Source organism: Gloeocapsa sp. DLM2.Bin57 (assembly GCA_007693955.1).
In the GTDB taxonomy this organism is placed as follows: domain Bacteria; phylum Cyanobacteriota; class Cyanobacteriia; order Cyanobacteriales; family Gloeocapsaceae; genus Gloeocapsa.
The window spans coordinates 1-13,103 of the sequence record RECR01000074.1 but is presented as its reverse complement, the minus strand read 5'-3'; the positions used below and the strand labels follow the sequence as shown (position 1 = coordinate 13,103).

The 13,103-nt window shown below is 37.3% G+C and carries 15 protein-coding genes and 2 pseudogenes; 11 read left to right on the top strand and 6 right to left on the bottom strand.

What is annotated here, in order from left to right; all coding sequences use genetic code 11:
* Window positions 1–77: 77 nt before the first annotated feature.
* The 3 genes from EA365_09550 to EA365_09540 all read left to right on the top strand — a co-directional run bounded on the left by EA365_09550 (window position 78) and on the right by EA365_09540 (window position 2,502).
* On the top strand, window positions 78–1,274 hold the full coding sequence (locus EA365_09550; protein ID TVQ44724.1) for a VWA domain-containing protein: 1,197 nt from the start codon (window positions 78–80) through the stop codon (window positions 1,272–1,274).
* Window positions 1,275–1,489: 215 nt separating this feature from the next.
* Window positions 1,490–1,780, top strand: coding sequence for a DUF2288 domain-containing protein (locus EA365_09545; protein ID TVQ44723.1), 291 nt, complete (start codon window positions 1,490–1,492; stop codon window positions 1,778–1,780).
* 107 nt (window positions 1,781–1,887) lie between these two features.
* Window positions 1,888–2,502 (top strand): hypothetical protein, encoded by a 615-nt coding sequence (locus EA365_09540; protein TVQ44722.1) that lies wholly within the window; start codon window positions 1,888–1,890, stop codon window positions 2,500–2,502.
* Between the two features lie 56 nt (window positions 2,503–2,558).
* On the opposite strand, the gene EA365_09535 is transcribed toward EA365_09540, so the two are convergent.
* From EA365_09535 to EA365_09525, 3 genes are all read right to left on the bottom strand, one after another.
* Window positions 2,559–2,852 carry a DNA polymerase subunit beta gene (locus EA365_09535; GenBank protein TVQ44721.1) on the bottom strand — a complete coding sequence of 98 codons (294 nt, stop codon included), beginning with the start codon at window positions 2,850–2,852 and terminating at the stop codon, window positions 2,559–2,561.
* Window positions 2,853–2,945: 93 nt separating this feature from the next.
* Entirely contained in the window at window positions 2,946–3,824 is an 879-nt protein-coding gene (locus EA365_09530) for a ParB/RepB/Spo0J family partition protein (protein TVQ44720.1), read from the bottom strand.
* Window positions 3,825–3,834: 10 nt separating this feature from the next.
* Entirely contained in the window at window positions 3,835–4,476 is a 642-nt protein-coding gene (locus tag EA365_09525; GenBank protein TVQ44719.1) for a hypothetical protein, read from the bottom strand.
* Window positions 4,477–4,670: 194 nt separating this feature from the next.
* Between EA365_09525 and EA365_09520 the strand changes: the two genes are divergently transcribed.
* From EA365_09520 to EA365_09510, 3 genes are all read left to right on the top strand, one after another.
* Entirely contained in the window at window positions 4,671–5,594 is a 924-nt protein-coding gene (locus tag EA365_09520; protein TVQ44718.1) for a hypothetical protein, read from the top strand.
* Between the two features lie 277 nt (window positions 5,595–5,871).
* Window positions 5,872–6,189, top strand: coding sequence for a DUF1778 domain-containing protein (locus tag EA365_09515; GenBank protein TVQ44717.1), 318 nt, complete (start codon window positions 5,872–5,874; stop codon window positions 6,187–6,189).
* Window positions 6,179–6,700 (top strand): GNAT family N-acetyltransferase, encoded by a 522-nt coding sequence (locus tag EA365_09510; protein TVQ44716.1) that lies wholly within the window; start codon window positions 6,179–6,181, stop codon window positions 6,698–6,700. Before EA365_09515 ends, EA365_09510 begins: the two co-directional genes overlap by 11 nt.
* A 74-nt stretch (window positions 6,701–6,774) precedes the next feature.
* Here EA365_09510 and EA365_09505 read toward each other — a convergent pair whose 3' ends face one another.
* Complete coding sequence (locus tag EA365_09505) at window positions 6,775–7,542, bottom strand: hypothetical protein (GenBank protein ID TVQ44725.1); 768 nt, start codon at window positions 7,540–7,542, stop codon at window positions 6,775–6,777.
* Between the two features lie 468 nt (window positions 7,543–8,010).
* Here EA365_09505 and EA365_09500 point away from each other — a divergent pair.
* The 3 genes and pseudogenes from EA365_09500 (at window position 8,011) to EA365_09490 (ending at window position 9,233) form a co-directional block, all read left to right on the top strand.
* Window positions 8,011–8,109 (top strand): annotated as a pseudogene (locus tag EA365_09500) (type II toxin-antitoxin system Phd/YefM family antitoxin).
* On the top strand, window positions 8,106–8,504 hold the full coding sequence (locus tag EA365_09495) for a type II toxin-antitoxin system VapC family toxin (GenBank protein TVQ44715.1): 399 nt from the start codon (window positions 8,106–8,108) through the stop codon (window positions 8,502–8,504). Before EA365_09500 ends, EA365_09495 begins: the two are co-directional and overlap by 4 nt.
* A 324-nt stretch (window positions 8,505–8,828) precedes the next feature.
* Window positions 8,829–9,233 carry a hypothetical protein gene (locus EA365_09490; GenBank protein TVQ44714.1) on the top strand — a complete coding sequence of 135 codons (405 nt, stop codon included), beginning with the start codon at window positions 8,829–8,831 and terminating at the stop codon, window positions 9,231–9,233.
* A 174-nt stretch (window positions 9,234–9,407) separates the two neighbouring features.
* Here the strand turns inward: EA365_09490 and EA365_09485 are convergent, their stop codons facing one another.
* The gene (locus EA365_09485; GenBank protein TVQ44713.1) at window positions 9,408–10,757 is read right to left on the bottom strand and encodes an IS1380 family transposase; all 1,350 of its coding nucleotides are present in this window, start codon (window positions 10,755–10,757) and stop codon (window positions 9,408–9,410) included.
* 68 nt (window positions 10,758–10,825) lie between these two features.
* A pseudogene (locus EA365_09480) lies at window positions 10,826–10,921 on the bottom strand (IS982 family transposase).
* A 318-nt stretch (window positions 10,922–11,239) separates the two neighbouring features.
* On the opposite strand from EA365_09480, the gene EA365_09475 reads away from it, so the two are divergent.
* Together EA365_09475 and EA365_09470 are read left to right on the top strand one after the other, a co-directional pair.
* A complete protein-coding gene (locus tag EA365_09475; protein ID TVQ44712.1) occupies window positions 11,240–11,887 on the top strand; it encodes a hypothetical protein in 648 nt (215 codons plus the stop codon).
* Between the two features lie 90 nt (window positions 11,888–11,977).
* Window positions 11,978–13,103, top strand: a 1,126-nt coding sequence (locus EA365_09470; protein ID TVQ44711.1) for an ABC transporter ATP-binding protein, incomplete at its 3' end; no start/stop codon positions are given.

The window sequence follows — 13,103 nt, the reverse complement described above, 5'->3', positions numbered from 1 at the left end:
TCTTTGGCTTTATACTTCTTTTATATTTTATCTATGGGGCTGCTGAATGTGGGTTTAAGAAAAGATTGCTAGCAGGAATGGGTGCTGTACAGTTTTCTTCTGAAATCGCCCAAAAATTACCTTCAAGTCAAAAGAATAACTTTGATAATACCGATGAGCTTCGACAACAAGCTAAGGCGCTCGCTAATCAAGTTCAATCTCTTCAACAACTTGAACAACTCAATCCCCAAGAAGAGCAACTGTTATCCGACCTCAAATCGGAACTAGCTGAAATTAACAAACTTGGTAAAAAAGCTTTAGCTAAAGCACAGAGATTCGCTTCATCTATTGAAACAATTTTACCCGAAGCAATTTATTCTGCTAGCCAAACAGCAAAACAAGCCATATCAAACATAGGTGAAACTCTCAATAGTTTCGGTTGGGGGAGTGAAACTGGTCAACTAACACAAGCTGGTTCTTTTGAAGATAAAATCAAATTGGCTCAAGAATTATCGAATAATGCAAAGTTGGTTAGAATTGCGTTGATAGCAGGACGAATGAAACAGTTAGCTGCCAAAAAACAAAGAACTAAAACCAATAACGTTCCTCAAGAGCCTTATACAGTTGAAATGGGTAATAACCTCAACAGAGTTCTACCAAGTGAGCTAATTAACCTAGCAATTCCTGAACTAAGACCCTTGTTCTGCAAAAGTTATTCTGAAAATTCTCTCTTACAGTATAGACTCAGAGGCTTTGATACCACCGTTCGAGGACCAATAGTTATCTGTCTTGATTCCAGTGGTTCTATGGAAGGGGATAAGGAAGAATGGAGTAAAGGAGTGGCAATCGCTCTTCTTCATGTTGCTAACTCTCAAAAAAGAGATTGTTGTATCTTGCATTTTGATAAAGAGGTACGGAGAATAGACGATTTTTCTAAAGGACAAATAGACACACTGAAACTGAAAAATTCCATGTTGAGCTTTTACCGTGGTGGTACATCTTGGCAAAAACCTTTAGATTCAGCGATGGAAGTAATTGAATCATCTCAATATTCTCAAGCAGATATTATCCTTATTACAGATGGAGAATGTGCTGTTGAATCTGAATGGTTAGAACAGTTTCTGGAGAAAAAGAAAGAGAAAAAAGTTAATCTATTTGCAGTTTTACTTGGCTGTACTGAATCTACTGAACTTCAAAAAATTGCTAATCAAACTATCGTCTTGAATTCCAGTTCCCACAACGAACTGATGCAATTATCTGAGAAGGCAAAAATTGAAGAAATTTTCACAATTTGATTCCCGCTAAGTTTGGATGTGACCAAATTGGTCACATTTTTTTAAATATTAATTTTTCGCTTATCATATCTAGTGGGCACTGGCGTTCGCCTAGCCCTTGCTTTGCAAGATCGCATTCGCTGTACGCCAATTCATCCATTTTTTGATTCTTTTTAAAATGAAATAACCCTCTCTTAATTCTGATACAATTTAAGCAGAAAAAATTTTTTTAGATAATGACAGATATAAAAATACAACTTTCTGAAGAATTAGCTACTATTCAATGGAAGGACATCATTCCCCATGCTCAACGAGATGTAGTTATTGTAGTTAATCCCAACCTCGATTTGCTAGATGTAGGTGAAGCCATAGCCTTAAACAATACTAATAAGATTCAAGATTGGATCTGCGAAAGTCTAATTACTAAACCATTGTCAGAGCAATTAAGTCAATGGAATCAAAATCCTAACAAAGAATTCAATGCTTTAATTGTACAGCCCTTTGTTTTAGTGCAATCGTTTGGTTAAAGTCAAGTTTCCTAAGCATTTTGCTTGAAGCATCAAATTCTTCTGCTATAAATCGCTATCGCTCTTTTATTGATGATTAAAAATCAAATAATGGAGTCTCAAAGAAAATGACTGAAATCAAAGTATTTGGCATCAGACCAAAAGATTCTATCTTTCTACCACAAGTTCCTTTCAACCTTCGCAACGACTGTAAAGTTGGGCAATGGAAAGTGGGAGAAGAAGACTTTCGTGGTAATCAGATTGAAATCTCTATTCTTAAAGTTGCCCAGATGTTTGGTTCTTTAGGTCAAACTAAGAATACTTCCTGGTTACAAATTTGGTTTGTCCCTGCTCCTAATTCTGATAACTTGCCTAATAATACCGTCTGTCTAACCTATCTCAAAAAGCGTAGTATTGAGCAGTTTTCTCAAACAATCACAGAATTGATGCAAAACGGAGAACCTGCTTTGGGTATATTTCAAGGTAGCTTTCAGAAACATTCTGGAGATTACGGAGTATATTTCTCAGTTAAATGGGATTGGCGCACTCGACAAACACCTGCTGAAAATAAACAACTTGAGCAAATTGCTGAATTCTTAGCGACTCAACCTAAACTTGTTGACCTTGCTGTGGATTTAATTCCAATTGATGGATTATCTTCCGAAGAGATTCAACTTCTGATGGCTTCTGCTAAATCTCAGGACTTTGAATCGCCAAAAACAGACAATAACGGGAAGCGTTAAGTAATTAATAATATTTCATTTATTGAGAGAAGACTATTATGTCTTCTCTTTTTTTTTCATAGTGGAATCGCCTCAGTTAAAATTTGCTGGCGAATTAAATCACTTAGTCCTTTTTCAGTAACAATATCTACTTTACGCTCTAATAAATCTTCTAAATCTACCAATAATCCTCCTGGAAACCAGGGTGAGATTTTATCTAAATCATCATCAATCAAAAAGTCAAAATCACTATTTTCATTATCTTCGCCTCTTGCGACAGAACCAAAAATACGAATATTATACGCTCCATGTCTCGCTGCAATTTCAATAATATCTTTTCGTTTCTCTTCTAATAATTGCTTTAAATTCATAGTATTTACTGCAATTTACTTTATAGTTTTGGACGAAATTAAAGCTTGACTAGTAGAAATAAATCTAGAAATCATCGCATTTAGCCAGTTTAATCACGTTTCTTCAGACAATAATTCTTCAATGTCTCGCAATAAAGACTGAACTCGCTCCCATTTATGGGGAGCTGTTTCCCACAACTTTGCCGATTTTATGCGCTTAACTGTCAAGTCTATTGTTTTTTGAGGTGTGTTTTTTGGCTCAGACGATTGTAATGCTTTGATACGTTCCTTAATCTGAGTTAAGGATAAGTTAGAGGAAATCGCTTCATTTAAAAGTTCTTTGCGTAGTGATTCACCCTTAACCTTAGCAATAGCTTTAGCTTTAGTATAAGCTATTGAACCTTGTTTTATAGCATCTAAAATGTCCTCTGGTAGATTAAGCAAAGGAAGACGATTAGAAATAAAAGATAAACAATTTTGCCCTAATCCCTGAAAAAGAGATTGAATTTGCTCTTCCTTTTCACTACCCATAACGTTATGGGTAGTTTTCCCCTTGTATTCATTTTCTAAGCGATAAAGTAAAGAAACAACTTCATCACGTTCTAATTCTAACTCAATTTCAAGTAAAGTTAGAATTGCCTCAGTCTCTTCAACAGGATTAAGATCTTCTCTAGCGAGATTTTCTACTAAAGAAAGTGCTAAAGCATTCTCATCGCTCAACTCGCGAATAACAACTGGTATAGCAGGAAGATTTAAAGCTTTAGCCGCTCGATAACGTCTTTCTCCTGCTACTAATTCATATTTATCAGGTTTTCCTGGAATCGGACGTACTAACAAGGGTTCAAGAATACCATATTGACGAACTGAATCTATTAATTGCTTTAATTTATCGGGGTCGAAATAACGACGCGCTTGAGTTTCTGGAACAACAATTGAATCTAAATTTAAAGATGATTCTGGTTCTACTGGTAACTCTGCTAAAAAATTTTGCACAGTTCGTCTTTTATTCAAGGTACTTTAATGCCTCCTGAAATAGAGCTTCGTAATCTTGACGAGCTGATTTAGCTGCTGAACCGGATAAGTGAAATACTGTGGCTTGTTGGATAGGAGCATCTGAAATACACTGTCTTTGATAGATGATAGCATTTAGTAAAGGAAATCGAGCATCACTTTTGAGGGCTTGTTGAGCTTCTTTGAGTAAAAGAGTTCCCTTTATAGCGCGACTAAGAAATAAACCAACCTTTGGTTGACCTCCACGTACTTTTTGTCGTTGACGAATTACTTGTAAGATTTTACTACTGCTGCTTAAGTCTAATCCTGATGGTTGGCAAGGAACAAGTGTCAAGTCTGAAATATCCAAAATTGTTTTAGTAACTTCACTAAGACTACCTGGACCATCAACCACCACCACATCATATTTTTGTCCTGCTGTTTCAATGGCTTCAAATAAATCTTCAGGGTCTAATATAGCTTGATAGGGAATTTTTTCCGATTCTAGACTAGAGAGCCAACCGGAACTTGATTGTTGAGAATCGGCATCAATTAAAGTTACTGAACAGTCTCTAGCTAGCCAAGAAACTAAATGAACTGCTGTGGTACTTTTACCACAGCCACCTTTTTGATTTACAATACTAATAATGCTCACGTTTTTTTCAACTAGTCTTTATAATAATTTTATTCTAGTTTTACCCATAACGTTATGGGTAAAAGCTTAACTCACTGGGACGCCAATTTCCACCACGATTCTAACCGGGCTGATTTTTTTTTGTTTCCAAGTCTTTTTTAGTCAATAAGCTTAGCTATCGCTGAAATCAAGGAGATTTCTACAATTAGATAGCTATGCAGAACAATTGGAAGCCTTGGCAAAAACCTCAAAACTGCCAAGAATTAATCGAGTGTCTTGATTTACTACCCTCTAATTGGAGTTTAACACCTCTGAGAGAAAAACGAGCTTTTCGAGAAGGCTGGCAGAACGAACCAATACTTTCTCGTGATTATCTTAGCAAACTAATCGCCTCGGGAGAAACCAAAGTTTCTCAAAATGGTCATAGTTGGCAAGCTTATGTCAGTGGTTACGGGTTAAGAACTGGTGTGGCTAGCCGGGGGTTGTTGGCGATAGATTTTGATGGTGTTAGTTCGCAGAAAATATTTACCGCTCTTTTAGGTGGTGATATTGAGATTAATACTGTGGGTTGGACGAGTGGGAAAACAGGACGATTTCAGCTTCTTTTTCAAGTGCCTCAAGAATTTCAGCATATTTTGGTTAACTTCAATAGACTAGTTTTGACCAATTATGCTGATGTTTCTTGTCAGTCAGGGGATTTACTTGAATTCAGATACAATAAATGTCAATCAGCTTTACCTCCTAGTTTACATCCGGAAACTGGAAATTATCGTTGGTTGAATGCTCCTTGGAATAGACCTGTTGCCATTTTACCAGAGGCGATAAAAGAATTTCTAGAGAAACGGCAGTATCGAAAAATTAGCTCAAAACCTAATCCTAATAAGGTTTATCACAGTGATGAGCAAAAACTTGTCTCAGCACTCTACAGAATTGACCCTGATTGTCCCTATGATGTTTGGTTAAAAATAGGCATGGCTCTTTATTCAGAGGGCGAGCGCTATTTTGACTTGTGGGATGAATGGTCAAGCCGCGGCTTAAAATATACACCTTTTGAGTGCCAAAGGAAATGGAGAAGTTTTAGAAATACTTCGGTAACTATCGCATCGGTCTATTATCTAGCACAAAACTATGCCAAATAAACAGATTGTTCTGATAGCGAGCTTACAAATATCTGAAATCATCGCTCTGACAAGCCAAAAACTCGGAATTTCCCCCTGAGTATTGGTAAGTCGATGTTGCAGACATCCGCTACGCGGTGCGCGCAAAGCGCACCCTTCAAACGTAAACGCTTCCGCACTACCTTTTAGGCAGAGTGCGAATGAGTGTTCTGTTTATCTTATCTCGTAGTGTGTGTACATTGTCCGTCAAAAACTTTTAAATTAGAAATAACGAAAATAAATACAAAAAATTCTTATTATGTCAGAAAACTTTTCTCCTAAAGAACCCTTATCAAGTAGCGCGTCTACAACTAAAAATAGCCGTATAGATTTGAGAGTGACTCCTGAACAAAAGGAACTGCTGGAAAAAGCCGCGAATCTAAGGGGAATATCCTTGAGTGCTTATACTCTTCTTCATCTGTTGCCTATTGCCAAACAAGAAATAGAAGCTATTGAAAAATTAGTTCTTTCAGACAGAGATAGAGATTTATTTATGTCCACCATTGAAAATCCTCCAGAACTTCAAGGAAAACTCAAAACAGCTATCAAGAAATATAATTCTAAATATGGAAAGTGAGTCTGAAAAAAGATGGAACTTTTTCCCTATTCAGAAAGAATATCAAAGAGGGCATTTTGATTGTGGTTATCCCATATTAAATGACTATCTTAAAAAATATGCTAGGCAAAATCATGAAAAAGGTATTGCTAAAACCTTTGTGGCTATTTCTGAATCTCATCCTCTAAGAATAGATGGTTATTATACAGTTAGTGCGAGTGTAATAGAGTTTAAATCTTTACCAGAGGCATATCAAAAGAAAATTCCTAATTATCCGATTCCAGTAATATTAATTGGCAAATTAGCTGTAGATAATTCAGTCAAAGGACAAGGGTTGGGAAGTGAATTATTGATAAATGCACTCTTGAGAGCTGTAAAAGCTTCTCAGGAAATTGGTATTTTTGCCGTTAGAGTTGATGCAATAGATTTAACAGCCAAAGAATTTTATTTAAAATATGAATTTATTCCCTTTCAAGATTTACCTCTTTCATTATTTCTGCCTATTACAACCATCACTAAAGAATTTTGTTAAATTAATTGTTTCCCTAATCTTTATGTAATATACAAAAAATATTATCAAGTTGACTTGTGTTATTAGCCTTAGAGTCACTTTAAAAGAAACGATAAAGGACGACTCATATTAGCAGCAAATCCCAAAATGCCTTGAGCGCGGTGTTCGTAGAGCAATTCTCCTTGAGCATTGAATAGAAAAGTCCCTCCTCGCTGCGTCAGATAAGCTCCATTTGGAACATAGATTTTCCAATGACTCAGTACTTCTGTCATATTTCGCGATCGCAAAGTAGCCAATTCAAAGGGGCGTTGAAATCCACTACCACCAGCCAGTTTGAAGAATGAACCTTTGAAAGGAGGTAACGGTTTGGCATGGATAACCTCATCATCCTCAATTAACTGGGGAGCTTGACTATCACCCCAATAACCCCGAAAGACTTCAGCTAGAGTCCCAGGGCTGCCAATTCCCGCACACATCAGCATCAAGTTGAACCAAGCATTTTGCACGGGCGAAAGCCCCGGCACTTTCAATGAGAGACCCCGATAAAGATTGAGTGAACCGTGCAGTTCCGCTCCAGGGACGACAAACAGGCAATCTGCCGGAAATTGAGTGTATTCGCAGAATCTCTGTCCTGAGGCGCGATCGCCAATGCCCACAGCTCGGATTGCCACTCCCTCCTCAATAAGCCGCTTGGACTCCCGTTGCAGCCACCATGCAAATTCGAGACTATCGAAATCTCCAAATTGTGGCAAAATCAGCACCAGCAACCGAGTTGCTGATTCACAACCACTGAAAATAGAGATCATTACTCCATCGCTCACTCGCTGAGGCTCGATTTGCTTCAATATGGCATAACAATTCAGAGGATGGCTCTGATGAGACTGAAGTGATATCATATTTGCAAAAAACTCCTTACAATCAAGCAATTGTACTTACCTATCATTTAGCCTAGCAAAATAAATCGCTGCAATGATGTCATCGCGTTGACACTCCCCACGGGGGATTCTTGACTAAGCCCACAAAGGTACTCTTAAAAGCAGTGAATCCAATTGATAAGGCGATCGCTGCCAAGGAAGGTATGTGAAGTGGATTTGGTATTATTAGTAGGTTTGAGAAAGCGAGGAGTCCACTTGTCTATTTCAGGTTTGATTGGCAATAATTTATTAGACTAGAGAATGATATTGATTGGGTAGCAGGAGGTCAGTTTTATGTCATGGGTTAAAGGAATCAAAAAGGGTCAAACCATTGAATTGTTAACAGAAATCGATGTTCCTGATGGTCAAGAGGTTTTGATTAATATTCAAGGAGTTGATACTTTTGAGTTAGGAAGAATGCGTCCATCGGGGTTATGTGAGGAAGAATTTGTTGTTCCTGATGATTTTGACGATCCTTTACCAGAAGACGTGTTACAAAGCTTTGAGGGAGCATGAAATTACTGTTAGATACCCATATTTTTCTCTGGTTCATTAATAACAGTCAACGATTACCAACTCAATGGCGGACTGTCATTCGGATTTGTGATAATGAAGTATATTTAAGTGTAGTTTCTCTTTGGGAGGTAATTCTTAAATATCAGTTAGGGAAAATCAATTTTCCTGAATCTCCTGATATTTATCTTCCTAGACAAAGAAAACTTCATTTTATTAATCATCTTGATTTGTCTGAAAAAAGTGTCACTCAATTGATTAAATTACCGTTATTACATCGAGATCCTTTTGATAGAATGTTAATGGCTCAAGCAATTAGCCATAGTTTAACTTTTATGACGGTTGATTCTGCCATTCCTGCTTATTCTGTTGAGGGATTATCAATATTCAAGGACTAAAAAACTTTTAACCAGGAACTGGTTGCGGGTTTTGGGTAAAAAAGTTAGCGGTTTAAGTTTGTTTGCGCCAATCTTTGATATTCCATGAGTTTCCATAGTTGCTTGTTGTACTAAAATCAGTGTGTCAATAATCTTGTGTTATTCGTTAGCACTTGCCAAAGGAGACTCAAGGCTAAGACCTTGGTAATGTAGCAGTCGACCAATCCGGGCTATTTAGTCTAAACTCCAGAATGTAATCATTGTGGGGCAAAAACCAGGGCGAAATTACCAGAAAATATCCCCGAAAGTGGCTATGGAGTGACAGTGGTAGCTTTGGTGTCGTTGATGAGTGGGGTTTATCGTCATTCTCACCGCATGGTAGTTAGTGCTATGTCCGACTTTTTTGGGGTAAAAATGTCATTGGGGACAGTAAATCGCCTGAGAAAAGAAGCCAGTATAGCATTATCAGTAGCGGTGGAAGAAGCAAAAACCTATATTCAATCTGCCCCGATGGTAAATGCCGATGAAACAGGGTTTTCACAAGGTAATACGGATGGGAAAAATCCTCTGAAAAAAAAGGCGTGGTTATGGGTTGCGGTAACTCCTCTAATTACCTATTTTCAAGTGACTTTATCCCGTTGTACCAGTGCAGCAATTAATTTGTTGGGAGAAAATTTTGAGGGTATATTGGGGAGCGCCCTCGCCTTTGGCGAGATCTCTTCGAGATCGTTTAGCCTGCATTATTCATGAAGAAAAAAACAAAACCCAAAAAATCAGAAATTAGCCTCAAAATCGATTTTCTCTTAAATGGATTTAAAGAGAGTAAGTAATCTTACTGATTAATCTTTCAAAAACTAGCTATAAAAGCAGAAAAAAGACTCAATTAAGGTTGTATAGACATACCAATCCTATCAGAGGTAGATGTTAGCAAAAAATTAATTGTTGACCAGAAGTTAATCGTTCTACTATTACTTGAATATCATCGGCTAAAGGACAATGAGCCGCTAATTCTACTAGAATTCGTCTAAGGGAAACACTAACTTTTGCGGCAATTTTAACGATGGTTTCCCGTAAACGAGAAACTTGAGCAATTGCCAATCTTGTTCCCTGTGCAGATGCTCGAATTTCAAGCATTAAAATATAAGCTGCTTGGCAAAGAAATAAGCGAAATTGATTGACAATAAATTTACGACAACTGAGACGATCCCCGTTCAGTCCAAGTTTTAATTCTTTGATTCGATGCTCGGAAGTTGCTCCCCTTTGAACATAAAAATTATCGTAAAGTTCTTGTGCCTCTGTCTCTAAATTAGTCACCAAAAATCGAGGATTTGCACCTTTTTCTAACCATTCTGCTTTCATGACAATTCGGCGAGGTTTTTCCCAAGTCTTAGCGGCATAATAAACATCATCAAATAAACGAGCTTTTTGGAGAGTGCGAAAATATTCTAATCTCGCTTGGTCAAGAAGGTAATTAATTTTCCGTTTCAAAACAGCATTATTACTAAAGCCAAAAACATATTTTACCTCTTTTCGTTCGCAAAGATTTATGATTTCAGGTAAAGAAAATCCTCCATCTCCCCGCCAGATGATTTTGACATCAGGCCAAGCCTTTCTTAAACGCCAAAATAACCATCTTAATAATCCTAAAATTCCTTTCCCTGCGTGAGAATTTCCCGCTCTTAGTTGTAGAATTAAGGGATAACCACTTTTCGCCTCATTAATTAATACAGGAAAGTAAATTTGATGCCCATAGTAACCATGAAATAAGCTCAATTGTTGGTGTCCATGAGTAAAAGCATCAAAGCCATCTATATCTAAAACTATTTGTTGTGGAGCTTCAGGATGATTTTCAATGAATTTATCGATAAAAAAACGACGTATAGCTTTAATTTCTTGTTTAGTTATTTGATTCTCTAACCTACTAATCGTCGGTTGACTTGCTAATAATTCTGCTCCTATTCTGGGGATTTTATCACAGATAATCTTGAAAATTGGGTCATGACGCAAGTAATTACTATCATTAGTATCTTCGTATCCTGCTGCTATTTGATAGATTCTTTGACTTACTAACTGAAATAGAGGATGTTTAACTTTATGCTGTTCTCTATTGTCTTCTAAACAATCGGCTATCCCTTCACACACTTTGAGATTTTTTTCTGCTTGCTTAACTAGCAACAATCCCGCATCTGAACTTAAATCTAGTCCAGAAAACTTAACTTCTAAAGCTTTCTGGGCAGCAAAATTTAAGGGGAGATTGGCCGCAAACTTTTTCATGAAAAACGGGACTAATTACCTTACTTTATTTCTTTATTTATTATAGGCTAAAATAGATCTTTTTATCATAAATTTTTCAACTGAGCATTAACAGATTCAATTAACGCTCTTCTTCTTAAATTCATTTTATTTGATAACAACATCAGCTTATTTTTCATATTCTTTTGTTAGTCATTCTATCATTATCGCTTTTCTACTGCTAGCGGTCTGCCGAAGGCAGCGCTACGCGAACGCTTTTCTACTGCTAGCGATCGCTTTTCTACTGCTAGCGATCGCCTTTCTACTGCTAGCGATCGCCTTTCTACTGCTAGCGATGACATCGAACTCACGTTATTTTAGATAATTAAACAATCATGAGTTAGTAATAGATAGAGATCACACACTGTTGTGGGACTCAAATCGCTATGTTTGCTACTGCATAGGGCTTTCAAGCTTTTTCTTGATTCTCTCATGAATAATGCAGGTTAGGTAGTTACAACTGGGTGGATGTGAAGCGAAGACAGTTATGTTGGGCGCATCTAAAGCGGGAGTTTCAGAAAATAGCCGAGCGTAGTGGTGCATCACGACAAGTTGGTAGGGATTTGATAGCGCAAGAAAAAAAGTTGTTCAGGTTGTGGCTAAGAGTCAGAGATGGAACGTTGAGTAGAAAGGAGTTTCAATTATTAGTATCACCCATTAAAAGTCGTGTTCAAAAACTATTGGCAGAAACCGCCGCATTTGAGATTGGTTCAAGGGAAAATACACCTTGGGCGAAAACGGTGCGTACTTGCCGACAATTGTTGAAGGTGGAAACAGCCTTGTGGTTATTTGTGGAAGTAGAAGATGTGGAACCGACTAATAATTCGGCGGAAAGAGCGATTCGCCCTGCTGTATTGTGGAAAAAGAACAGTTTTGGTTCTCAAAGTGAGAATGGCAGTATATTCGTGGCGAGAATGCTGACGGTGGTAAGTAGTTTGCGATCTCAAAATCGTAGTGTTTTGGATTTTATCCGAGAAACCATCACGGCACATCGACAAGGATTTTCAACACCATCTTTAGTTCCAACAGCGATCTACTTTGAAGAGCGAGAAGATGCGAGCGTTACTTCCAATCTTGAAAGAAAAGATGAGTCTACGCCTTTAGTTGCCTAACCCTCTGAACGCTTACGATTTATGTTTAGCGTTTGAGACTTAACTTAAAATTTTAGAATCTGGGTTAATGTGGGAAAGTCAAAAACAATAATGTTAAATGCTGTTCAGAGTTTTTGGCGCAGCCTGATGATGGTTATGCAAGCAGCACAGAGAGATTTACAAAATTTAATTATTCTCAGTTTAATTGGGGGAGTAGATCCCCCAATATCACTTTTTCTCAACAAATTGATTATTGATGAAGTATCTTGCTTATTAGGACAGAAAATAACTACTAGTGCAGTGGCAGTACTAATGCAAGAATCTGTTTTACGATGGAGTATAGCGGGATTAATTTTTTTAGGTTTAGTAAAAGATTCTATTAATACCCTCAATGCCTTAACTATTGGTTCATTACGTGATCGCGTGCAAGGTTTTGTACAAGAGAAAGTATTAGAAAAGGTTGCTAATTTTGAGGATATTGCTTTATTTGAAAATCCTGAACTATTAAACAAAGTTCAATTAACTGAAACAGGTATACAGCGTCTTAGTCACCTATCTTTTATTCTCATTACCACCCTCAATGGATTTTTTAGTTTTATCCCTGCTATTTTACTGTCTGCTTCTATTAGTTGGTGGATCCCAGTAGTCTTATTTATTTTCTCTACACCCTCAGTTTATGTAGAACTCAAGTACCAAAAGCAAAGCTGGAAAGTAGAAAAAACCCAAGCTAGCGTAGTGCGCCAAATGAATATTTATAAGGAGGTTTTAACCAGCCCCGTCTACGCTAAAGAGTTACGTTTATTTAGTCTGCAAGGATTATTTTTAGAGCGTTGGCACAGTCTTTTTAGAAATATGTTGAACGCAATGCTAAAAATACGTTCTCAAGGCTCAATAGAGATTATAATTTGGTCAATGTTAAGTGGTTTGGGTACAGCACTTCCCTATGGTTATGTTATTTTGGGGGCGATTGGTGGTAAATATACTTTAGGGGATTTAGCACTTTTTGCAGGTTTAATCCTACAAGTACGCCAGAGTTTATACTTACTGATTAATAGTGGGGCTGATTTTTATAATGTTGCCCTAGCTACAAGTCCTATTTTTGAGATATTAGCCTTAAAACCCCAAATAAAATTATTATTACCCGCTTCTAATCCTATTTCACCCCAACCAGGTCTAACTATTTGTGGCGGACTGCAAACATCGAGCACTGGGACTGCAATCATAACCACTTTGGGAC